General features: G+C 33.6%; 13 protein-coding genes. 11 read left to right on the top strand and 2 right to left on the bottom strand.

Annotation, left to right across the window (positions count from 1 at the left end; translation table 11 throughout):
• Nucleotides 1-185: 185 nt before the first annotated feature.
• On the bottom strand, nucleotides 186-1,913 hold the full coding sequence (locus tag BUA99_RS12045; protein WP_072992634.1) for a RagB/SusD family nutrient uptake outer membrane protein: 1,728 nt from the start codon (nucleotides 1,911-1,913) through the stop codon (nucleotides 186-188).
• Between the two features lie 22 nt (nucleotides 1,914-1,935).
• Nucleotides 1,936-5,202: a SusC/RagA family TonB-linked outer membrane protein gene (locus BUA99_RS12050; RefSeq protein ID WP_072992636.1), complete on the bottom strand. Its 3,267-nt coding sequence runs from the start codon at nucleotides 5,200-5,202 to the stop codon at nucleotides 1,936-1,938.
• A 210-nt stretch (nucleotides 5,203-5,412) separates the two neighbouring features.
• Here BUA99_RS12050 and BUA99_RS12055 point away from each other — a divergent pair, with 210 nt between their 5' ends.
• From BUA99_RS12055 to BUA99_RS12105, 11 genes are all read left to right on the top strand, one after another.
• Complete coding sequence (locus BUA99_RS12055) at nucleotides 5,413-6,162, top strand: DeoR/GlpR family DNA-binding transcription regulator (RefSeq protein ID WP_072992640.1); 750 nt, start codon at nucleotides 5,413-5,415, stop codon at nucleotides 6,160-6,162.
• Nucleotides 6,163-6,288: 126 nt separating this feature from the next.
• Entirely contained in the window at nucleotides 6,289-8,214 is a 1,926-nt protein-coding gene (gene nagB, locus BUA99_RS12060; protein ID WP_072992644.1) for a glucosamine-6-phosphate deaminase, read from the top strand.
• Between the two features lie 15 nt (nucleotides 8,215-8,229).
• Nucleotides 8,230-10,269 (top strand): beta-N-acetylhexosaminidase, encoded by a 2,040-nt coding sequence (locus BUA99_RS12065; protein WP_072992646.1) that lies wholly within the window; start codon nucleotides 8,230-8,232, stop codon nucleotides 10,267-10,269.
• 150 nt (nucleotides 10,270-10,419) lie between these two features.
• A complete protein-coding gene (locus tag BUA99_RS12070) occupies nucleotides 10,420-13,341 on the top strand; it encodes an FAD-binding and (Fe-S)-binding domain-containing protein (RefSeq protein ID WP_072992648.1) in 2,922 nt (973 codons plus the stop codon).
• 139 nt (nucleotides 13,342-13,480) lie between these two features.
• Nucleotides 13,481-14,302: an alpha/beta hydrolase gene (locus BUA99_RS12075; protein ID WP_072992651.1), complete on the top strand. Its 822-nt coding sequence runs from the start codon at nucleotides 13,481-13,483 to the stop codon at nucleotides 14,300-14,302.
• 11 nt (nucleotides 14,303-14,313) lie between these two features.
• On the top strand, nucleotides 14,314-16,155 hold the full coding sequence (locus BUA99_RS12080; RefSeq protein ID WP_072992653.1) for an outer membrane protein assembly factor BamB family protein: 1,842 nt from the start codon (nucleotides 14,314-14,316) through the stop codon (nucleotides 16,153-16,155).
• A gap of 214 nt (nucleotides 16,156-16,369) precedes the next feature.
• The gene (locus BUA99_RS12085; RefSeq protein ID WP_072992655.1) at nucleotides 16,370-18,301 is read left to right on the top strand and encodes an amino acid permease; all 1,932 of its coding nucleotides are present in this window, start codon (nucleotides 16,370-16,372) and stop codon (nucleotides 18,299-18,301) included.
• A 404-nt stretch (nucleotides 18,302-18,705) separates the two neighbouring features.
• The gene (locus tag BUA99_RS12090) at nucleotides 18,706-19,929 is read left to right on the top strand and encodes a metallophosphoesterase family protein (RefSeq protein WP_072992657.1); all 1,224 of its coding nucleotides are present in this window, start codon (nucleotides 18,706-18,708) and stop codon (nucleotides 19,927-19,929) included.
• Nucleotides 19,930-19,940: 11 nt separating this feature from the next.
• A complete protein-coding gene (locus BUA99_RS12095; protein ID WP_072992660.1) occupies nucleotides 19,941-22,982 on the top strand; it encodes an SbcC/MukB-like Walker B domain-containing protein in 3,042 nt (1,013 codons plus the stop codon).
• A 274-nt stretch (nucleotides 22,983-23,256) separates the two neighbouring features.
• The gene (locus BUA99_RS12100; protein ID WP_072992663.1) at nucleotides 23,257-24,285 is read left to right on the top strand and encodes a glycoside hydrolase family 130 protein; all 1,029 of its coding nucleotides are present in this window, start codon (nucleotides 23,257-23,259) and stop codon (nucleotides 24,283-24,285) included.
• Between the two features lie 152 nt (nucleotides 24,286-24,437).
• Nucleotides 24,438-24,737, top strand: a complete 300-nt coding sequence (locus tag BUA99_RS12105; RefSeq protein ID WP_072992666.1) for a hypothetical protein — start codon at nucleotides 24,438-24,440, stop codon at nucleotides 24,735-24,737.
• Nucleotides 24,738-24,751 lie beyond the last annotated feature (14 nt).

Raw genomic sequence — 24,751 nt, forward strand, 5'->3', positions numbered from 1 at the left:
TAATCGATTGTTATTTTCGAGTTATTTGAAGAGAAATGCAATAATCGAGTTTAAATTAAAATTAAACAGATTGTGACTATCTACTAAATTTGGTTTAAAGCTATTTATAGCCTATCAAGCTTTTATAATACTAGCTCTAGTTTTAAGATTCTAGAGCTAGTTAGTTTATTATATTATTGTTTTTATTACCAACCTGGATTTTGTTTTAATTCAACACCCTCTGCAAGATACAGACTGATATCGTTAGTAGGAATTGCAGATAGATAGTTTTTAGGAGAAATGAATGTTCTTGAAACAGTGTAAGGAATTACGTAGCCGTCTGCATTTACTTTTGTTTTAGAGGCCGTTCCTATTAGAGATGGTATTCTTGCTCCTAATAAAACATCGGGATTTTTAGCGCCGTCAAGATAATCTCCTTTTTTCCAACGTAAAATATCAGCTTTTCTTAGACTCGTCCAGCTCATAAATTCTAGTCTTCGTTCGCGACGGATTTCCCAAATAAGTGGATTTACCGCGCCAGAAATTTGTTCCAAGCTAGAAGTTCGTTGCGGATCATTAATTTGAACTCCACCCACAAGTGCATTTGAACCATCAGTTGTCAAAATTGCAATACCTGCGCGAGTTCTCACTTTGTTTATCGATAAATTAAGATCTGTACTTGTGGCGGTACCTAGTTCGGCACAAGCTTCAGCATAATTTAGATATACTTCGCTCAATGTAAATATTGGTGCATCTATTTGATTTTGTCCAATTGTTGTAACCTCAGTGCCTGTGGCAGCAGGAGTATTGTATAATTGGAATATATAACCAGTGATAGATGTTAAACCATTGAGTGGTTTATCAGAATACGCATAATCAACATTTCCAAAAGCTTTTGCAAAACGAGGATCTCTATTTGCGAACACATTTGTAATAGTATTATCTCCTAGAAATTGGCTATTGCCGCCAACTTGTTTTATTGGCAAGCCATTAATTGTGGTGTAGCTTTCTGCAGCAAATTTTGATAGCCCGCTTTGTACAGTAGAAGTATTGGTGTATGCTTGAATTGAATTTCCTAAAACTCCTCGAAGGTATCTTTTTGCTAAGATAACCTCAGTATTTCCAAGAAGTTCAATTGAATTATATAGTGATTTCCAATCAGAATTTAATTTGTATGCTGAATTATTCATGACCGCCAGAGAAGCATCTTTAGCTTTTTGAAGATAAATACCTCCTGCTTGAGAGGAAATATATTTCCTGTTCGTGCCTTCATATAAACATACTCTACTGAGAAGCGCGTAAGCGGTAAATTTATTTACGGTAATATTTTTATCATCAATAGGCAACATTAAAGTAGCTGCTTCCTCTAAATCCTTAATGACATTATCTATTACTTCATTCCTATTTAAAGCCGGTTTATATACATTTACATCGTTTTGATCTAAATAAACGTCCGTGTAGGGTACGTCACCAAAATCTTGCGTTAAACGGAAGTAAGTGTATGCTCTAAAAAATTTAGCAACTCCTAAATAATGGTTTTTTTTCACATCATCCATCGGTACTGCTGGTATTCTCTGCAACATTAAGTTACAACGACGTATTAGAGTATAATAAGAGTTCCAGCTAGAATTTGTTGCATTAGCTGTGGTAGCAAAAGTTGTGAAAACGTTCATATTAAGGTTATCATCAAAATTTGATGAATTATGAAAATAAAAGTCTGCTGTTGTTCCTGCATTATTTCCGTATCCTAAAAAAGTATCATAGTTTAACCAGGAGAATGTTCGTACATTGTTTTCAGAAGTCCAATAGTTACTGTCAGTGAACAAATCTTTTGGAGGTGTATCTAAAAAATCCGAGCAGCTAAATGATAAACCTGCCGTGATTATAGCAAGGACCGATAGCTTTACCTTAGGGTATTTTATTAATTTTCTCATTTTCTATTAGTTTATATTTTTTTTAAAATGCAAGTTGAAGACCTACAGACCATGTTTTTGAATAAGGAAAAGTTCTACCCCAAGTTGCTTCAGAGTCATTAATTTCTGGATCAACAGGTAAATTTTTGTCTTTAAAAGTTATTAAGTTAAAACCAGATATGTAAGGTCTTATTTTATCTACACCTATTCTTTTACTTAAATCCTTAGAAAGCGTGTAACCAACAGTTAGACTTTTCAATCTTAGATAAGACATGTTTAATAAATATCGTGATTGTGCAACAAAATTGTTAGAACCTGGTGCATAAGCTCCAAAGGCATTAGTGTCATGCTTAGGAAAAGGATTAGGATAATATGCATTCGTATTATCAGGAGTCCAATAATCATTCATGTTAGCATACATTGCGTCAGTTCTGCTGTAAAAAGGTAATACTAAGTCTGAAGTAGCCCAATACTGACGCTCTCCAACTCCTTGAAAAAAGGCATCTATATCAAAGCCATATAAATTACCACCTAGGCGAATACCATATTGATATCGTGGAGTTGTGTTTCCTATTACACTTAAATCTCCTGGTTCGTCAGCAGTTCCCTTTCCTCTTGATATTTTTAAATCTCCGTTAATATCTTTGTAAAGTACATCCCCAGCACCATATTTGAAGGCTCCAGCTCGTATATCTTTAAAATCGACACCATTTATTATCAATCCTGTAGCATCCACATTATCAGTATTTTGAATAAGTCTATCAGTAGTTAAGCCCCAAATTTCTCCAATTTTTTGTCCCGCATAAAAAGATCCTAATAATTTCGATGAATTATTCCATTCTGTTACCTCTGTGGTGTAATCTGATAATGTTAAATCAGCATAGACAGCTATATCTTTACTTAGATCTTTATTGAAATTAATACCTAATTCCCAACCTTTGGTCCGTAGATTCCCAGAATTAGTATTGGCAGCAGATTGTCCAAATGAACCCGGAAGTGTTTTACCTGGAGATAAAACTCCTTTTGTATCTCTTTGATAATAATCAAATGTCAATCCCAACATATTCAAAACTCTTACATCTAAACCGATGTCTTGTGTTGTAACTTTTTCCCAAGTTAAGTTTGCATCTACATTATTAGGCAAAGATACTGATGGTGGAACTGTTGATCCACTTCCTAGCCAAAATGGATTAGAACTTGTCATAACTGGCAAAAATGCATTATTAGCAATATTTTGGTTTCCAATCGAACCAATTGATGCTCTTATTTTTAAGTCATTCAACCAGCCTCGAGTACCTTGCATAAATTTTTCATTTGAAATTCTATAACCAGCTGATGCCGATGGAAAAAATCCCCATTGTTCTTGTGTTGGAAATTTAGATGAACCATCATATCGTGCATTTACTTCTAATAAATATCTCCCATCGTAGTCATAATTAGCACGTGCAAAAAATCCTGCAATTGCATATTCAGACAAACCTGGGTTTAAAGTCGAATTAGAGGATAATGGGGATGTAAATTGATCTCCAATAGCTAGATTAAATTCTGGTTTGTTTTTATCTAAAAGAGTATTTCTGCGTGCATAAGTTCGTTCGAATGACTGCCATTCACTATTTAATCCACCCAAAACCTTGATATTGTGTACACTATTTAAAGTTTTGGAATAATTAGCGTAAAGGTTAGCGACATTTATAGTGTATGAAGATTTAGCTTGAGCGACAAAGTCATTACCAGGTTCCATCATAGTCGGAATTCCAGAAACTAAATCTCCAGCTCCAGTCCACCAGTCCCAAAGCGGAATTTGACCACCATTAATTTTATTAGTCAAATAGTTATTGTTTATACTATATTCACCAATAATATTAAAGTCTTTTGTAACTTGTGCTGTTAATTTTGCATTGATTCGCATATCATTCTCAACTCTTTTATTCATAGATGCATTATTCATGTAACCCGGTGCATGTCTGAACGAAATTCCTTTATATGTTCCATAAGGAAAATACGATCCCCAACGCATATAATAACCAAAATAACCGTTTCCAGGAGTGTCTAATCCGCTGTTATAATAATTAAATGGCGATTTGTATTCTTGAATTGATGATAATATTTTAAAATCTCCTGAAAGCCAGTCTGTTAATTGAGTACTCATACCCATATTAAGGTTAATTCGTTTATTATTTTCAGTACTAATGTTCATAACACCCTCTTGATCTGAAACTCCTAAAGAAACAATAAATGAGCTTTTATCACCTAATGAGCCTTGTGCTGAGAAATTATGAAAAGATGTAATAGCATTTTTCTTTAGCATTTCTTTATGTGGGTCCCAGACTCTATAAAAGTATTCTTTTCCACCTATTACGTCAAAATCCTCTCCTAAAATCATATTTTTGTCATTACTGCTTCTAGTAGAAGCATATTTTTGTTGCCAATTTATGATTCCAGGAAGTAAGGTTTTATAATTCATTCCAAAAGATTCTGGATTAGCATTTCCAGCTCTAGCTTGTGCTTGAATCATAGCTGGAAGTTCGACAGTAGGATCATTAAATTCTATCAACGAAATAGGATTACTCCATCCGTAATTATTGCTGTAGGCAAATTTAACTTTACCTTTTGCATCTTTTCCATTTTTGGTAGTAATTAATATCACTCCAAAAGCTGCGCGAGCGCCGTAAATCGAGGCTGAGGCTGCGTCTTTAAGAACAGACATTGAGGCTACATCTTCAGGATTGAGAAGTGACATATCTGAAGGAACGCCATCAACTAATATCAATGGAGACCCAGTTACTGTACCATTCACAATAGTTCCTGCACCTCTAATGTTAATGTTTGATGATTTTCCAATGTTTCCTGAGTTAAAGGAAATATTTAGCCCAGGCGTTGTTCCCTGCAAAGCTTTAGTAATATCAGTTACAGGTCTACTTCCAAGAACTCTTTCAACATCTACTTTAGCAACAGCACCAGTTAAATTTGCTTTCTTTTGCGAAGCAAAACCCACTATCACGATCTCATCCAAGTTCAAGCTGCTCTCTACAAGCGATACGTTGATGCTTGATTGTGATGTAACTGTTACTTCTTTGGTCGTAAAACCCATATAACTAATTACTAAAACATCAGATGATGATGCGCTTATTTGAAATTTACCGTCCATATCTGTGACACTACTTTTAGTAGTGCCTTTAATCAGAATTGTAGCTCCAGGTATTGGAAATCCGTCTGAACTGTTTTTAATAGTTCCAGAAATTGTTTTTGTTTGCGCAAACGTAAGTTGCACCAAAAAAAACAATAAAGAAATCTGCAATAATTTTTTCATAATTATTAGGTTTATTTATGGTTATTGTACAAATATATTTAAATATTAAATATTAGTGCAATATTTTTCCAATTATTTTGTTTTTTAAGTAAATAATGCAAAATAATGCAATTAATCAAATAATTTTTATCTTTTGATCCTAATGCTGTTAAAGATTTTACGATCGATTATATATTTTAATATATTTGTAAAATTCCTAATATAATTTTTATGTTAAAAGCAGAAAGGCACACCTATATAATGACAAAACTAGATGCAGAACAGCGTGTTAGCACTATTGATCTCGCACATGAATTAGGTATTTCTGAGGATTCTGTTAGAAGAGATCTAAATAAATTACACGAGAAAAGATTTCTTGAAAAAGTTTACGGTGGGGCCATTCCTATTAGTGAAAAAAATAAAAGTGTTTTCGATATTCAGATTGTAAATGAGAGTAAGAAAAAAGAAATAGGAGTTAAAGCCCTAACACTACTTAATGATGGTCAGGTTATTATCATGAGCGGTGGGACAACAAATCTTGTTTTTTCTAAGCTAATTCCACCGCTTTTAAAAGCCACAATTTATACTTATAGTTTGCCCATAGCCATGCAATTATCTCAATATCCAAATATTGATTTAATATTTATTGGCGGTAAAATGCAAAAAAATGCGATGGTAACTATTGGAATTGACGTACTGCAGGTTTTAGCAAAAATTAAAGCCGATATCTGCTTTATGGGTGTCAGTAGTATTGATAGTAGGCAAGGACTTACAGAGATGGGCTATGAAGTTTCAATTGTAAAAAAAGCTATGATTGAATCTTCAGAGAAAGTTATTTGTATGTTCACTTCAGATAAATTAAATACGAGAAAACCTCATGTAGTTTGTGAATTAAATAAACTAGATACAATTATAACGGACCTTCCTGAAGACGATGAGAGCCTCATAGAGTTTAAAAAATCAGGCATAAAAATTTTATAGAACCTATTTTGATAAATAATTGCATTATTTTGCGCTATTTGTTTTTATTTTTTTTAAATAACGCAAAATAAAATATTTGTTTTCTTTTTTGTTTATATTTGTTAAATGATCTAACTCAAATATATTATGGAAAACACTGCTTCTTTATTTTACGACATCCCAGGAAAATTCGAAGAAACACGATTTGAAAAAAACCACAATGTCATTTTTAAAAACTCAGTGGAAGCCTCAAAAGTAGTAGCTGAAGAAATAGCGCAACTAATTAGGCTGAAACAAGCCAATAATGAATTTTGTGTTCTTGGTTTAGCAACGGGATCATCGCCTATTAAAGTTTACGAGGAGTTAATTAAATTACATAAAGAAGATGGTTTAAGTTTTAGCAATGTGATCAGCTTCAACTTGGATGAATATTATCCCATGACAAAAGAAAATCGTCAGAGTTATCATTACTTCATGCATCAGCATTTATTTAATCATATTGATATTAAGCCAGAGAATATTAATATTCCTGATGGAACAGTTGCCTTAGATCAATTAAATCAATATTGCACTAATTATGACTTAAAAATAAAGCAATCAGGAGGAATAGATTTTCAGTTATTAGGAATCGGTCGTACAGGGCACGTGGGATTTAACGAGCCCGGCTCTCATATTAACTCAGGTACGCGAATTATCACTTTAGACCATATTACAAGAGTTGATGCATCATCTGACTTTAATGGCATCGATAATGTGCCTAAAAGAGCCATAACGATGGGCGTTTCTACAATTCTTAAATCAAAAAGAAATGTATTAATGGCTTGGGGACAAAATAAAGCTGACATAATAAAAAGAACAATTCAAGGTGATATATCATCTGATGTTCCCGCTACTTTTTTACAGCACCACTCCAATGCGACTTTTGTTTTGGATCAATCTGCTGCCTCTGAATTGACAAGATTTAAAACGCCTTGGCTTGTTGGACAATGCATATGGACTCAGGAATTAAAAAGTAAAGCCATTGTCTGGCTGTGCAATGAAACGAATCAGGCAATATTAAAACTGACGGATCGGGATTATAATAACAACGGAATGTCAGATCTGCTGGCGCAAGAGGGTTCTTCTTATGATTTGAATATTAATATGTTTAATGTTTTACAACATACCATCACGGGATGGCCGGGAGGGAAACCAAATACTGACGATTCTAAAAGACCAGAACGCGCTAATCCTGCCCACAAAAGGATCATTTTATTTAGCCCACACCCTGATGATGACGTTATTTCAATGGGAGGAACATTTTCAAAGCTTATTAAACAAGGTCATGACGTACATGTGGTGTACCAAACTTCTGGAAACATAGCAGTAACTGACGATGAAGCGTTAAAATTTGCCGAAGTTTGTAATGATTTCATTGGAAATGAAAATAATGACATTGATTTTGCTGCTATTATTCATTCACTTAATACCAAAACGGAGAATGAAGTGGATTCACTAGCAGTGCGAAAATTAAAGGGACTTATTAGAAGACGAGAATCGTATGCTGCCACAAGATACATTGGCTTGAAAGATGAAAACACGCATTTTTTAGATCTTCCTTTCTATGAAACGGGGCAAATAAGGAAAAATCCACTAGGAGCTGCTGATATTGCGATCGTTGCTGCAATAATCGCAAAAATAAAGCCTCATCAAGTTTTTGCTGCTGGTGATTTAGCGGATCCTCATGGCACACATGAAGTGTGCTTGAACGCTATATTTGCTGCAATGAAACAATTGAAATTTGAATCGTACATGGATGATTGCTGGTTGTGGTTGTATAGAGGTGCTTGGCACGAATGGGATATTCATGAAATTGACATGGCAGTCCCATTAAGTCCAGATGAAGTTATGATTAAAAGACATGCAATTCTATATCATCAGTCTCAAAAAGACAGAGTAATGTTTCAAGGAAACGATTCGAGGGAATTTTGGGTTAGGGCCGAGGATAGAAACAAGAATACTGCAAAGCTTTATGACGACTTAGGACTCGCACAATATGAAGCAATAGAGGCTTTTAAACGTTTTGATTATTGATTTAAACAATAAAAAATGAAATACATTGTCTTTATTTTACTATCGGTCTGCTTAGCTAATGCTCAAATTAAAAAAGAGCAATTGGACCTGATGCCTTGGCCCCAAAGCATTAATGTAATGGATGGTACTTTTGCTTTAAGCAAAAAATTTAAAGTTAATATCACTGGGAATCCTCATTCGAGAATTTTTATTGGAGCTACTAATTTTATAAGAAGGCTGGATAATAGAACGGGATTGTTTCTAGAACAAAATTTTGTAACTAAAGTTAACGAAGTTCCTGATGCAGAGCTGCAAATAAATTGTACTACTGGCGGAAAAATAGAGATTAATCAAGATGAAAGTTATGAGCTTGTAGTAACTACAAACAAAATTACCATCAATGCTGCTAATGATTTAGGTGCATTGCATGGACTGCAAACATTGCTGCAATTACTGCAAAACAATAGCACCTCTTATTATTTCCCAAATTCTAAGGTTATCGACGCCCCGCGATTTACCTGGAGAGGATTAATGATCGATGCGGCACGCCATTTTCAGCCTATAGATGTAATAAAAAGAAATCTAGATGCGATGGCGTCAATGAAAATGAATGTTTTTCACTGGCATTTAGCCGATGATCAAGGCTGGAGAATCGAAGTAAAAAAACTTCCTAAGCTCACTGACTTAGGCTCAAACGGAAGTTTTTACTCACAAGAACAAATTAAGGACGTTGTAAAATATGCCAGTGATAGAGGAATCCAAGTAATTCCAGAAATTGATATACCCGGCCATGCCTCAGCAATATTAGCCGCCTATCCTGAAATAGGAAGTAAGGTTGATAATGAAAAAGGCAGTTATGTTGTTCAAACTAATTCAGGAATTTATAATTCTGCATTAGATCCCACAAATCCTGAAACATACAGTATTTTAGCTATGATTTTTGATGAAGTTTGTCCGCTATTTCCATCCAATTATTTTCACATTGGCGGCGATGAAAATAATGGAAAAGAGTGGGCCGCAAATCCAAAAATTCAGGAATTTATGAGAAAGAATAAGTTGGCAGATAAACATGATTTGCAAACATATTTTAACATGAAGTTGATTCCAATGTTACAAAAGCATAATAAAAAATTAATGGGCTGGGAAGAAATAATGACTGAAAACATGTCAAAAGATGCCATTATTCATGCTTGGCGCGGAACCAATGAAGGACTAAAACCAGGAGAATCATTAATTCAAGCTGCAAAGAAAGGTTACAATTCTGTCTTGTCCAACGGCTTTTATATTGATTTGATGCTTAGTATTGAAACGCATTACTTGAATGACCCACTTTCTAAAAATGCTGCGCTAAGTCCTCAAGAGAAGTCCAGAATTTTAGGTGGCGAAGCCGCAATGTGGAGCGAACTTGTAACACCTTTAACCATTGATTCTCGTATTTGGCCACGAACGGCAGCAATTGCTGAACGATTATGGTCAAATGAGAGTATAAAAGACATGAATAGTTTGCGTAAAAGGCTGAAGACAATTTCTTTTAGACTTGAGGAGCTTGGTATTACTCATATCAGGAATAAGGAGGTTATTTTGCGAAACATTGCCAATAATCAAAATACAAGTGCAGTACATGATTTTTCGAATATTTGTGAGCCGCTTAAAAATTATAAACGAAACGGCGGTGGTAAAAAGTACCGAATGCATTCACCGCTTACATTATTTGCTGATGCTTGCAATTCGGATGCCTCAGACGCTTTTGATTTTAAGGTAGCAGTAACTAATTATTTAGAAAATAAAAATAAAGAAAATCAAGTGATCCTGACAAGTTTTTTTAGAAAATGGATAATGATGAATTCAGATTTAATGGATTTAAGTATCAATGCGCCGCTGGTTCAACCATTTTTACCATTATCCAAAAGTTTAAATGATTTGTCAGAGAAACTTTTATTAGTCTTTGACAAAAATAAAACGCTGGATAAAGATGAATTTAAAGTCTTATTAGAGCAAGCAGCTGTTCGAAGTGATGCTGATGTAGAGCTTGCTGTATTAAATGACGTTAAAAGATTAATAGAAAGCAAATTGTAGTTTTCAACACTATTTTGATTGCTTTTTAATAGCGTTTTTTTACCAAAAATATTTAAAAAAAAAGCTTTCACTGTCCTAATTTTAAGACTGCTGAACAGCAATGTAATAGTTAATAGTTTTTTCAAAAAACAATTTCATATCAAAACGTAAATGTCTATTTCTCATAAATTATCACACTTAGCCGCATCATTAGAAGGAACACTTTTATATGATGAATTAAACAAAATTTTATATTCTACTGACGCTTCTGCATACAGGATTGCGCCTATTGCGGTTGCAATTCCAAAATCTGAGGATGATATTTCGAAAATTATTCAGTTTGCTTCACAGAATAAAATTTCAATCACACCCAGAACTGCAGGAACATCGCTGGCAGGTCAAACCGTTGGAGACGGAATAATTGTAGATGTTTCAAAACATTTTACAAAGATTGTGTCGTTTGACCAAATCAATAAAACAGTAACCGTTCAACCTGGCGTTATTCGGGACGAGCTGAACTTGTATCTGAAACCATACGGATTATTTTTTGGTCCTAATACTTCAACTTCTAATCGTTGTATGATGGGTGGCATGGTAGGAAACAATTCATCAGGAACCACATCAATACGCTACGGTGTAACACGTGATAAAATTGTAGAAATTAAAGCTATTTTAAGCAATGGAACTACTGTAGTATTTAATGAATTAAGTTCAGCGGGATTTTTAGAAAAAATAAAAGGAGATACGCTTGAAAATGAAATCTATAAAGCAATTTATGATGAACTGTCCATTTTAGATAATCAAATCGAAATCATTAAAGAATTTCCCAAACCTGAAATTCACAGGAGAAACACAGGTTATGCCGTCGATATATTACTTAATTCTGAACTTTTTGGAGGAACAGAAAATACGATAAATTTAGGAAAACTTCTTTGTGGAAGCGAGGGAACTCTGGCTTTTACTACCGAAATTACACTGAAAGTTGATGATTTACCTCCTACAAATAATGTGATGGTAGTAGCGCATTTTCATACGATACAAGAAAGTTTAGAGGCAGTTGTTACTGCGATGAAACATCATTTGTACACTTGTGAAATGATGGATGATACCATTTTAAACTGCACTAAAACCAACAGGGAACAAGCTAAAAACAGATTTTTTATTCAAGGTGATCCTAAAGCAGTGATTATGCTAGAGGTGGCTTCTTATATTAGTATGGAAGATGCTGAAAGGCAAGCTGATGAATTGATTGAAGATTTGCAAAGGAATAATTTTGGTTATGCTTTACCAAAGATTTTTGGAACTGATATCGACAGGATAAACGAGCTTAGAAAAGCAGGTCTAGGACTTCTTGGAAGTATTGTGGGTGATGATAAGGCTGCTGATTCAATTGAAGACACAGCGGTGGAATTAAGTGATTTACCAAATTATATTGCCGAATTTTCAGCAATGATGGAGCGGCACGGACAGAGTGCAATTTACTATGCACACGCAGGTGCTGGAGAAATTCATTTGCGACCAGTTTTGAATTTAAAAACAAAAGAAGGGCTACACCAGTTTAGAAACATAGCAACCGAAGTTTCTATTCTTGTAAAAAGATATAGAGGATCATTGAGTGGTGAGCATGGTGATGGAATTGTGCGTGGTGAATTTTTGCCTTTTATGATTGGCGACAAGAATTATGAACTATTAAAAAGAATAAAAAAAGCATTCGATCCACACACCATTTTAAATGTTGGTAAAATCGTAAATGCCTCTAAAATGGATGAAAATCTTAGAGTAGAAGCTGGTAGGGTGGAGCCTGATATTCAAACCATTCAAGATTTCTCCGACAGTATGGGAATTTTGCGTCTCGCTGAAAAATGTAATGGTTCTGGTGATTGTAGAAAATTGCCTTCAGCTGGCGGGAGTATGTGTCCAAGTTATCGAGCAACACGAAATGAAAAAGATACCACTCGCGCAAGAGCAAATGCATTGAGAGAATATCTAACACATTCTGAAAAAGAGAATAAATTTGATCACGAAGAATTATACAAAGTATTTGAATTGTGTGTGAGTTGTAAAGCTTGCGCAAGTGAATGTCCAAGTAACGTGGATGTATCAGCTTTAAAATCGGAGTTTTTATATCAATACCAAAAAGCAAATGGTTTTTCATTCAGAAATAAAGTTTTCGCTTACAATGCCAAGCTAAATAGTTTGGGTAGTATCACGCCAAAATTGACTAATTTTATAACTAATTTACCTTTTGTTAAAAAAAGCTTGGGAGTTGCAATACAACGCCAAGTCCCATATCTAGCTACTAAAACGTTTAGAAATTGGTACGAGAAAAACAGGAGTAAAGCAGCAAGTGATACATTTATAAACGGAAAAGTATGTCTTTTTATTGATGAATTCACAAATCATTACGATGTTTCTGTTGGGATTGATGCCTATCAATTATTAACTTCACTAAGTTATGAAGTGATTATAGTAGATCATGAAGAGAGTGGTAGAGCGTTTATTTCTAAAGGTTTTCTTGACCAAGCAAAGGCTATTGCGAACAGCAATGTGTCTATTTTTTCAGATTATATTTCAGATGATTTTCCACTAATTGGACTTGAACCATCAGCAATTTTAACTTTTAGAGATGAATATTTGCGTTTAGCTGATGATAAAAATGTGGCGATAGCGCTTGCAAAAAATGTTTTTACCGTTGAAGAGTTTTTCAAAAATGAGAATAAAGCTGGAAAAATAAATGAAGACCATTTTTCAGATGAAATTAAAACAATCAAAATTCACGGACATTGTCATCAAAAATCGTTGAGTTCAATTGAAGCTACTTTTGCAATGTTGAGCTTGCCAAAAAACAGTTCGGTTACTATTTACAATTCAGGATGTTGTGGGATGGCGGGTTCTTTTGGTTATGAAAAAGAACATTACGAAATTAGTATGCAAATGGGTGAGGATACTTTGTTTCCAAAAATTAGATCGACTGCAGCTTCAACAGAGATTGCAGCAGCAGGAACAAGTTGCCGTCACCAAATTTTTGATGGAACTAATAGAAAAGCGTTGCATCCGGTTACGATTTTACGCAAATGTTTGAAAATGAATTGATTTTGAGTGATTGTAAAATACTGTATATTGTTTTGAATTTATGACTTTTGACTTCTTAAGTTGATTTGGAATTAAAACTTTAGTATTTTTAATTTGCTCTGATCCAATACTAAGTAAAAATGATAATCAAGCCCAAAATATGAATAAAACAATTTTTACAATCGTACTATTTTTTGTGATTCTTTATTCCAATGCGTCTAAGATTGACACTATTCAAGTGTATAGCGCTGCGATGAAAAAAGAGATTAAGACCTGCGTAATCACACCAGATAATTATGATCAATCGAAAAAAAAATTTCCTGTACTTTATTTACTTCATGGGTATAGTGGCAATTACGCTACATGGGTGAAAAATTTTGCTGAGGTAATGAAGCAAGTCGATACCTATAATTTTATCGCCGTGTGTGTGGATGGAAATTATTCCAGTTGGTATTTTGATAGTCCCGTTGATTCCGACTTTAAATATGAAACCTATATAATTAGCGAGTTGGTTCCTTTCATTGATCAATCCTATAAAACTGATACAAGCCCAAATGATCGGGCAATCACGGGTCTCAGTATGGGAGGACATGGGGCATTGTATTTATCATTCAAGCATCAAGACGTATTTGGTGCGGCAGGAAGTATGAGCGGAGGAGTTGACATTCGACCTTTTTCAGAAAAATGGGATTTAAAAAAGAGACTTGGCTCAATTACAAAATTCCCTGAAAACTGGGAAAAAAATACGGTGACTAATATGCTCGATTTAATTCATAACAATAAACTTAAACTGATTATCGATTGCGGTGTAGACGATTTTTTTATTGAGGTAAATAGAAATCTACATCAAAAAATGGTAGCTCTTAAAATAGATCATGATTACATCGAGCGTCCCGGAGCGCATAATGATGAATACTGGAGCAACTCTTTACAATTTCAATTCTTATTTTTCAGTAAATTTTTTAATAACGGCAAAAACTAATTCAGTTCACTATGATGAAATATATTCTCTCTAAAATCCTATTCCTTTTTATAATCGTGACTTGCTATTCACAACAAGCAAAGAGAACTCCTGATATAAAATTTGTTCATCTTACTGATATCCATGTTTCCGTTGGGAATGATAATGATTTTTTACTACAAAAAATTGTAAAAGAGATTAACGATTCTAAAAATGAATTTGTGGTTATAACCGGAGATTTAACGAACCGAGGAGATGATGACGAACTCAATCGCGTTCACACAATATTAATGGATTTGAAGATTCCATTTTATTTAATATCAGGGAATCATGAGACTACGTGGAGCGAAAGTGCGGGTTTGACTTATAAAAGATTGTGGGGTGAAGACCGATTTGTTTTTTCAAAGGGAGATTATCTTTTTGTAGGTTTTCCTTGCGGTCCTTACATGAAAATGGGTGATGGTTTTGTTAAAAAAGAAGACATTCTTTTTCTTGACAAAACAATCAATGACAGTTTGAAAAACAGCAGTAAAAAAGTATTGAGTTTTTCTCATTACCCGCTCGACAATAGTCTTAGTAATTATAAAGAAGTGCTTTCAGTTTTAAAAAAATATCCTACTGTTGCTAATTTTTGCGGACACGGACACAGTTTAAAAAAATATGATTTCTCTGGCTTGAGTGGACTTATGGGAAGATCCATAATTTCTAAAGACGGAAAAACTAAAGGATATAATGAAGTATTAATAAATAGTGATAGTATTAGTGTTTACCTTAAAGAAATGGATAAAGAAGCTGTTTTTGCTCATTCAGTAACTATTAAATCTTCTGAAATTAAAATTATTAAAAATATTGAACAACAGCAATTAAGGGCTTTTGTGAATGATGTTGCGTCCATATATAGCATTCCTTCATTTGATCAAAAGAATATTTATTTTGCTAATTCACTCGGATCGATTCAATCTGTAAATTTGAAAAATAAGAAAGTAAATTGGAAAATAGAAACTGGCAATGCAATTTATTTCGAGCCAGTGGTTACCCAAAATAAGCTGATAATTGGCACTATCGAAGGTGTTTTAATAGGATATGATAAACAGTCAGCAGAGCAAAAATGGAATCTTGCTGTTGGAGGAATTTTAGTGGGAGCTCCCACTATTGAAAATCAAAAGTTGTACACGGCGAGTTCAACAAAATTTATTTGTGTTGATACTAAAAATGGAAAATTGATTTGGGAGAATGAATTACCTCAATCTTATTCACAGGGTAAACCTTTGATTCATGGAAACAGTATCATTTTTGGAGCTTGGGATACTTATCTTTATTGTTTAGACAAAAATACAGGTGCTCTTTTATGGAAATGGAATAACGGTAATGAAAAGCAAGAATTATATTCTGCAGGAAATGTTAAGGTAGTTTCTTCAAAAAATCGATTGTATGTAGTAACTCCTCAGCGATTTTTGACAATTATAGATATAAATTCAGGCAAAACTTTGCTGAGAACTTCTAAATGGAAAGTGCGCGAATCAATGGGGAAAAGTCAAGATGGAAAATTCTTTTATGCTAAGACAATGGACGGTGAATTATTAAGGCTACCCTTGAACGATGAACTAGAATTAACTGAAGAGAATGTCGTTCAGGAAGGTAAAATTTTAGATTTAAAAATTGGATATGAGCATAATCCAGCAGTGATACTTGAGCATAATGGCAAAATTTATTTAGGCAGTCGCAAAGGTGAAGTCGTAATTGTTGATGCAAAAAAATTTGAAATTTTAAAAACTTTGAATTTAGGTACTTCAAGTGTAAATGGTTTTACAATTGATGAAAATGGAATGGTTTGGACTTCACTTATTGAAGGAAAAATTTATAAGTTAGATTAAACAATACAATATTGATTTTAAATTTTGTTCGTCTTTTTGATTACTAAAAAATATTTGAACAAAAGAAGTAAAATCGTTGAAAAAAATGCTATTTCACACGTTTGAGAAATGAATTTGTTTTATACATTTGGTTTTTTTTGAACAACATCTCATTTTTGAAAAATGAAATTTTTGTTATTTATTAAAAACTAATTTAAAAGAAAAAATTCATAATATGGCATTAAACGGTTTATTTAGAAAAAAAACAGTCCAAGATATCTTAAAACAAGTTGAAATAAATAATGCTGACGGACATAACTCATTAGGTAAACATTTAACTGCTAGAGATTTAACTGCCTTTGGAATTGCAGCAATTATAGGGGCTGGTATTTTTAGTACCATTGGAAAAGCAAGTGCTGACGGTGGTCCAGCCGTTATTTTTCTTTTTTTATTTACTGCTATTGCTTGTAGTTTTGCCGCTTTCGCTTATGCCGAATTTGCTTCGATGGTTCCTGTTTCTGGGAGCGCCTATACCTATTCTTATGTAGCTTTTGGAGAAATTATAGCTTGGATCATTGGTTGGGCATTAATAATGGAATATTCTGTAGGCAATATAACCGTCGCAATTTCTTGGAGTGATTATTTTACTGGGTTACTCGAAAGTAGTGGATTGAATTTACCACAGTGGGTTCAAATGGATTTTTTATCTGCTTCAAGAGGTTTTGATGAAGCAACAGCATTAATGCAAAGTGGAAAAGAATTCTCTAATTTAAGTCCTGCATTACAAGATGCTTTTACAGCTTGGTCTACTTCGCCTGCAATTGGTTCCTTTCATTTTGTTGCTGATCTTCCGGCTTTATTAATTATCGTTTTGATTACTGCGTTGATTTATCGTGGAATGAAAGAATCGCGGAACGCCAGTAATATTATGGTTGTGGTGAAACTGTGTATTGTACTTTTAGTAATTGCGGTTGGTGTATTTTATGTAGATACGACCAACTGGGATCCGTTTGCACCAAATGGAGTTACTGGAGTTTTAAAGGGAGTTTCTGCGGTGTTTTTTGCCTATATAGGTTTTGATGCTATTTCGACAACCGCCGAAGAGTGTAAAGATCCACAGCGCGATTTACCTCGAGGAATGATGTGGGCAATTATCATTTGCACTATTTTATACATTGCTATTGCGTTAGTTTTGACTGGAATGGTAAATTATAGTTTATTAAATGTAGGTGATCCTCTCGCTTTTGTTTTTGAAAAGTTAGATTTAAAATGGATGTCGGGTATAATTGCAGTGAGTGCTGTTGTAGCCATGGCAAGTGTTTTATTAGTTTTCCAAATGGGTCAACCGCGTATTTGGATGAGTATGAGCCGAGATGGTTTACTCCCAAAACGTTTTTCTAAAATACACTCTAAGTATAAAACACCTTCTTATGCTACCATAGTTACGGGTTTTGTTGTAGCCGTTCCAGCTTTATTTTTAAATTTAACATTGGTGACAGACTTAACTAGTATTGGGACGCTTTTTGCTTTTGTTCTAGTTTGTGCTGGAGTTTTAGTACTTCAAAACCAAAAAGATATTCCGCGAGGAAAATTTAAAACACCGTACGTAAATTCAAAATTTATTTTACCTATTTTAATTATTTTAGGATTAGTATTCGCTTTTGGTTACAACAAAAAAGCGACTATGGATTTTATTACTAATGAAACCCAAATCAATACTTCAGAGACCATTATTACTTCATTAAACAAAGAAGAAACCCAAAAAGTATATGCTTATTTAATCAGAATTGATGCTAAAAATAGCGCAAATAAATCGCCAGATTTAGAACTTTTATTAGGTCAATACCATAATGATGATACAAAATATGCGAAGGTAATTGCAGGTTTACCGATCGCCAATTCAGTAAAATATGAAAGCGGCTTTAGTTTATTTAAACACAAAATTCCAATGTGGATTTTTCTTTTTGTCTTAGCTGGTTTAGTTATTTGGTCTTTTAAATCAAATTTATCATTGATCCCAATTTTAGGTTTAATCAGTTGTTTGTATTTGATGGCTCAACTAAGCGTTTGGAACTGGATTTACTTTGGGATTTGGTTACTAATAGGCTTAGCGGTCTATTTCAGTTTTGGTCGAAAGCACAGCAAATTAAATATTCAAAAATTTTAAAAATCGTAAGAACCGTCTTTGTTAAAACTAGACGGTTTTTTTTATTTTAATTAGAATGAATGGCAAAGCTATCTTCATTAAACTGAAATTGATTTTGCCGCCTGTAAGTACTTATTTGTCACGCTGGGAGCGTCCTAATTTTATCGAGCAACTCATGCATAAAGGACTAAGCTTAATGCTAAATAGATAAAGTATCACTTTTCATATCGTTTTGTGTAATTCTTTAAATAATTAAAGATCTTCCAGCAACGTAAAAAGTTTCAAAAACCGTTCAGAACTTAAAAAATAATCAAAATCTAATTTTATAAAAATTGCATTTTTATTAATTTTTATTACCATCTTGCTGTGATAAAACATGTTCAAGAACTACTATTTTTGAAATACATAGTTAATAGCAATACAGCATGAGAATTTTACACACAGCCGACTGGCATTTAGGAAAAAAACTAGATCATTTCTCGCGTTTAGAAGAACAGAAAATAGTGATGGATGAAATATGTACGATCGCCGATGATCAAAATGCGGATGTAATTATTGTCGCAGGTGATTTATTTGACACTTTTAATCCGCCGGTTGAAGCTGTTGATTTACTGTATAAAACGCTGAAACGATTAACCAATAACGGAAAAAGACCAGTTATTGCAATTGCAGGAAATCACGATAGTCCAGATAGGATTGACGCGCCCAATCCGCTTGCTAGAGAATGCGGAATTTTATTTGTAGGCAATCCTGATGTCACTATTCCAAAAATGGAAATCGAAAACGGATTCGAGATTACAGCATCTGAAAATGGTTTTTTAGAGATAAAACTACCTCAGTATACTTATCCAATTCGAATTATAACGACGCCTTACGCAAATGAAATGCGCTTAAAAACCTATCTGGGAGCAGAGAATAAAGAACAGCAGTTAAACGAATTGTTGCAGACTTCGTGGTCTCAATTAGCTGATAAATACTGCGATAATAAAGGGGTGAATATTTTGACTACTCATTTATATATGCTTAAACGTGGCGGCGAAATTCTTGAGGAGCCTGATGGTGAAAAACCGTTGCGAATAGGCAACGCAGATATTGTTTATACAGATTGTATTCCGCAACAAATTCAGTACACAGCACTTGGACATTTACATCGATATCAAAACGTGGGCGGACATTCTAGCCCTGTAGTATATTCAAGTAGTCCCTTGTCATATAGTTTTTCAGAAGCGGGTCAAGATAAAAAAGTAGTGTTAATTGAAGCGCAGCCTGATGAAAAAGTGAAACTTACACCTATTTCGTTACAATCAGGTCGTCCTTTACACCGAAAACGTTTTGAAACGATTGATCTAGCAGTCGAGTGGTTGTTAGCAAATCCATATTGTTTAATAGAATTGACACTAGTTAGCGATACTTTTATAGCAAACAGCGATTCGAAGAGAATTTATGAAAGTCATGACGGTATTATTTTTATTATTCCAATAATTTTAAATGAAAATAATCAAAATATACAAACGGCAAAAGTAAATTTAGATCAAAATATTCAAGGGTTATTTGCTGATTATTTTCAGTCAAAATACAAACAGCAACCTAATAATGAGATACTAGATTTATTTAATGAAATCATTGCAAGCCAATCTAAAAACGAATAATCTTAAACATCATGTTACCACTACAATTAAGTATTACTGGTTTGTATTCCTATCAGAAAAAGCAATCTATTAATTTTGAAGAATTGACTGACGCTGGTTTATTTGGAATTTTTGGTGCTGTTGGTTCCGGGAAATCTTCCATTCTAGAAGCGATTGGCTTTGTATTGTATGGCGAAACAGATCGATTGAATAAAACGGACAAACGGGCTTACAATATGCTCAATCTAAAATCAGATCGTGCCGTTATTGAATTTGAATTTGTGAATTTTGAAGAACGAAAATTTAAATTCGTAGCCGAATGGAAGCGCAAAAAAAGGTTCGAAGAAACAACATCCATTGAGCGATTCGCCTATGAATGGAAAGATGATAAGTGGATTCCGCTTGCGTCTGCTGATGCAACCGTAATAATTGGATTAAGCTATGAAAACTTTAGACGCACCATTATCATTCCGCAAGGAAAGTTTAGTGAGTTTTTGAGCTTAAAAGGCAAAGAGCGTTCTGATATGATGAAAGAAATTTTTAATCTCCAACGTTTTGATTTGGCTTACAAAGTTGGGAGCGCTCAAAGTATTACGCGAACCGAACTTGATCAATTAAAAGGGACTTTAACAGGCTTTGAATCAATTTCTGCAGAAACTATTACAGTTTTAGAAAATGAATTTTCTGCTGCCGAAAGTCAATTAAAAAATGATAAAACGGAGATGCTTTTGGCTGAAACCGAACTTCAAAAACTAAATACACTAAAAACTAACTTCGAAGATTTAGAGAAAAAGAAAGTCGCACTTTCTGCATTACTATTACACAAGCCTGATCACGATGCTTTTCAAAAAGAAATTGATGTTTTTGAAATGACAGAGCAAAATTTCAAAGCTATATTACAAGAACTTTACACAAATACCATTGCTATAGATAAAGCAAAAGCGCAATTACTAAAAGTTGAAAGCGATAAAAATGCTTTAACACAAAATAAAAAAAGCAATCAAATTGTGATTGACGAACTACAAACACAGTTTGATCAATTAGAAGTTTCTAAAAATAAAGTACTTGATTTAGAATCAGTTGAAAAAGTATTAAACTTGCAAATGGATGTCGATAGAATTGAAAAAAAGATTGCAAATGCTACAGTATTTTCATCAGAAAGCGAAAAGAAAGAAAATGAACTTAAACAAAATTTGATAACGATTCTCTCGGATCTAACTAGTTTGAAATCAAAAAAAATTAACGGAAATATATTGTTGGAAGTGGGTAATTGGTACAATTTGCAGGAATCAATTCACACACAGCTTGCTACGAAAGTGGAGAGGATTAAAATAATTGAAGAATATCAAGTGCAACAGAAGGCTTCTTTTTTAGAATTGGGTTTGCCGATTGAAAACTGGAAAAAGCGTATCGCTGATCAAAAAGAAGTGTTGCTAAGTGACAAAAATATAGCTTTGTCTATACAAACTAAATTGTTAGTGTCCAAAGAATTGGCTCATTTTACTAGTAGTTTGCATGAAGGTGAGAATTGTCCGCTTTGTGGCTCCTTAGAACATCCAAATGTTATGGTGACTGACGATGTTTCGGAAGAGCTTAAAAATAGTGACGCAAGTATTTTACTTTTGGCCAATAAAGAAAAAGAACTTACACTTGTAGAATCAAAAGCCAATAAAATAGATTTGGCAATTGCCCATGCAGTCGAACAATTAGGAATTACAATTGCTGAAAAGGTCGCGCTTGAGAGCGAATTAAAGCATCACTTCTCAAATTTTATTTGGAAAAATTTTAATGCTGGTGATAAGTCGGCTTTTTTAGATACAAAACAACAGCAGCAAGATCTTGAAAAAAAAATAGCTGAATTAGAGATTAATGAAAATGACATCCGACTACAGCAACAAAAAATAGTAAATGAATTGAAAATTCTAATGGCAGAAAATTCAGTTTTAGAAAATGAAAAGGCAGCAAAAAAGGCCACGTTAACGAATGAACTATCTCGAATAAAAGTGATTAATTTTAGTGATTATGAACAATCGTCCACAGCAAGTATTCGCGATGAAAACAACAAATTATATCAGCAAAACAACTACGTTGCCACTGAACACAAAACAAAAACGGAGGCAATAGCTTTACAAAACATAGAATTAGCACGTTTAGAGGTAAGTGTAAATTTAATACAAGAGCAAATTACTTCTTATCAATCGGCTGTTCAGCGACTTCAGAAAACAATAGATAATTTATTGCAAACACATCAGTTTGCTTCAATTGAAATCGTTAATAGTATTCTTTCCAAAAATTGGGATTTAGTATTCGAAAAAAACAAAACGAGACAATTTGTAATTGATTTGAAAGTAGCCGAAAACGCTTTTGCGCAAGCGGAAGAATTAGTTGCAAACCAACTTTTCACAAATAGGGATTTCGATGAATTTACTAATACGGTAGCTATAAAAAAAGAAAAATTTGAAGTGCAGCTATCGCATTTTTCTAAAGTGCAAGATAATTTAAAACGTACAATAGCCGCTTTTGCTGAAAAAGCTGAATTGCTGCAAAAGTTTGAAGTGCTAAACAATCGATTTGTTAACTTAGGTGTTCTGGCCAACATGTTTAATGCGAGCGGTTTTGTTAACTACGTTTCTAGTATTTACTTGCAAAATTTAGCGGATGTTGCTAACGTCCGTTTTCACCGAATGACAAAAAATCAACTGAGCCTCGCCATAAATAGTTCTAATGAATTTGAGGTGATTGATTACCTCAATAATGGAGCGCAACGTAGCGTTAAAACACTTTCGGGTGGTCAAGGATTTCAGGCTTCGTTGTGTTTAGCACTGGCATTAGCGGAAAGCGTACAATCTTTAAATAAAAATGATAAAAATTTCTTTTTTATCGATGAAGGTTTTGGAACCCAGGATGCTGAAAGTATTTCAATTGTTTTTGAAACACTTCAATCCTTGCGAAAAGAAAATAGGATTGTAGGCATTATTTCGCATGTGGCTGAATTGCAAGAACGTATTCCAAGATCAATTAGTGTTACAAAAAATGATGAAAGAGGTAGTTTTATAAGTGAAAATTGGAATTAAATGTAAAAAATTTAGGAGTTATAAAAGGCTTTAACTGCAACTATGATTTTGAATTTTATTAAGTATCTTTTGCCTGAAACATTGTAAACTGTGAATTATATAAGCAACAACTTTAATAGTGTAACGTGTAGATTTCTATTTAGAGCAATCTTTGTATGACAAGTATCAGTAGAAACTTAGTAGTTAATAGCTAATAAGAAAAAACAGTACAAGCGATTTAAGGCGTATCATTTAATGGCTACGCCTTTTTTTAATTATAAAATTTAGAAACAGCATGTTGAATATAAAAAAAGAAGGGATTTTGCTGAGTAAAACGGAGCTTTCATTTGAAAATGAAAGTGTATTAAATCCTGCCATCATGCAAGAGGGTGGAACTGTTCATCTTTTTTATAGAGCTGTTCGCGTGGGAAATTATTCAACTATTGGATATTGTAAATTAGATGGGCCTTTAAAAGTTGTGCAGCGAAACAATACTCCTATATTAATTCCTTGTTCTGAAGATGCCTCAAATGGGATTGAAGATCCTAGGATTGTAAAAATTGATGACATTTATTATATCACTTATACTTCTTTTAATGGGATAAATGCACTAGGAACTTTAGTTACTTCTACTGATTTAATCCATTTTAAAAATCACGGAATAATTGTTCCACAGATTACTTATGATGAATTTAAACGTTTAGCAGAATGTACTAATTTAGTTAATCTAAAATATTTTAGGCATGTGCGCCATTTTAAAAGAGATAAAAAAGTTTTTATTTGGGATAAAGATGTAATTTTCTTTCCAAGAAGAATCGGTGGGAAATTAGCTTTTTTACATCGCATTCGTCCAGGAATCCAACTTGTTTTAATCGAGAATTTGCAAGATTTAACAACAGAATTCTGGAATAATTATTTTTTAAATTTTAACGAGCACATTATTTTAGATCCTATTGAATCAATTCATGAATCAAGTTTTATAGGTGGTGGTTGTCCTCCAATAGAAACTGAAAAAGGGTGGTTGCTAATCTATCACGGAGTGTATGACACTTCAGAAGGTTATATATATTCGGCTGCTGCTGCGTTACTTGATCTTGAAAATCCAACAAAAGTAATTGCTAGATTACCATATCCACTAATTTCTCCGGAACTAGAGTATGAGAAAAATGGCATTGTAGATAATGTAATATTTCCCACAGGTACGGCCTTATTTGACGATGAACTTTATATTTATTACGGCGCTGCTGATAAATGCATCGCTTGTGCGTCAGTTAGTTTAAGCAGTTTGTTAGAGGAACTCAGTTTACACTTAGTTAAAAATTAAAACTAAGTACTTAAAAAGCAGCTCAAAATGCATTAAAATATAATTTTTAGTCTGTCGTCAAAAAGTCATCATCGTTTTCTGGTTGATAATTTTCTTCATGCATTTCATTATATACAGAATTGATACTCTTTTGGTCGAAGAAATTAATATTTATGGAGTTCGGACTTGACCCTTCATTTAAAATAATTTCACTTTTTAACGGATTCTCCTTTAAAAAATCATCGTCATTACCATTAATATTCTTTTTGGTCTCTTCATCGCTTTCATCACTAAGCTCCTCTGATTTTGGATCGTCTGATGATTTTGTATTTTCTACTTCTGGAATAGCGAATAATTCATCACCGCCATTTTCAGAAAAATTTTCAATTGCTTCCTTTTTAATTTTATTGTTTATTCCAACACCTAGTTTAGCAAATAAATACTTGGTGGAAAATCTGCGAGAATTTTTGTAAGTACGCTAGAACCA

Source organism: Flavobacterium segetis (assembly GCF_900129575.1).
Lineage (GTDB): Bacteria > Bacteroidota > Bacteroidia > Flavobacteriales > Flavobacteriaceae > Flavobacterium > Flavobacterium segetis.

Excerpts from the sequence above, each read along its gene's own strand:
- BUA99_RS12045 (WP_072992634.1), bottom strand. The coding sequence starts at position 1,913 with ATGAGAAAATTAATAAAATACCCTAAGGTAAAGCTATCGGTCCTTGCT.
- BUA99_RS12050 (WP_072992636.1), bottom strand. The coding sequence starts at position 5,202 with ATGAAAAAATTATTGCAGATTTCTTTATTGTTTTTTTTGGTGCAACTT.
- BUA99_RS12055 (WP_072992640.1), top strand. The coding sequence starts at position 5,413 with ATGTTAAAAGCAGAAAGGCACACCTATATAATGACAAAACTAGATGCA.
- nagB (WP_072992644.1), top strand. The coding sequence starts at position 6,289 with ATGGAAAACACTGCTTCTTTATTTTACGACATCCCAGGAAAATTCGAA.
- BUA99_RS12065 (WP_072992646.1), top strand. The coding sequence starts at position 8,230 with ATGAAATACATTGTCTTTATTTTACTATCGGTCTGCTTAGCTAATGCT.
- BUA99_RS12070 (WP_072992648.1), top strand. The coding sequence starts at position 10,420 with ATGTCTATTTCTCATAAATTATCACACTTAGCCGCATCATTAGAAGGA.
- BUA99_RS12075 (WP_072992651.1), top strand. The coding sequence starts at position 13,481 with ATGAATAAAACAATTTTTACAATCGTACTATTTTTTGTGATTCTTTAT.
- BUA99_RS12080 (WP_072992653.1), top strand. The coding sequence starts at position 14,314 with ATGATGAAATATATTCTCTCTAAAATCCTATTCCTTTTTATAATCGTG.
- BUA99_RS12085 (WP_072992655.1), top strand. The coding sequence starts at position 16,370 with ATGGCATTAAACGGTTTATTTAGAAAAAAAACAGTCCAAGATATCTTA.
- BUA99_RS12090 (WP_072992657.1), top strand. The coding sequence starts at position 18,706 with ATGAGAATTTTACACACAGCCGACTGGCATTTAGGAAAAAAACTAGAT.
- BUA99_RS12095 (WP_072992660.1), top strand. The coding sequence starts at position 19,941 with ATGTTACCACTACAATTAAGTATTACTGGTTTGTATTCCTATCAGAAA.
- BUA99_RS12100 (WP_072992663.1), top strand. The coding sequence starts at position 23,257 with ATGTTGAATATAAAAAAAGAAGGGATTTTGCTGAGTAAAACGGAGCTT.
- BUA99_RS12105 (WP_072992666.1), top strand. The coding sequence starts at position 24,438 with ATGGAGTTCGGACTTGACCCTTCATTTAAAATAATTTCACTTTTTAAC.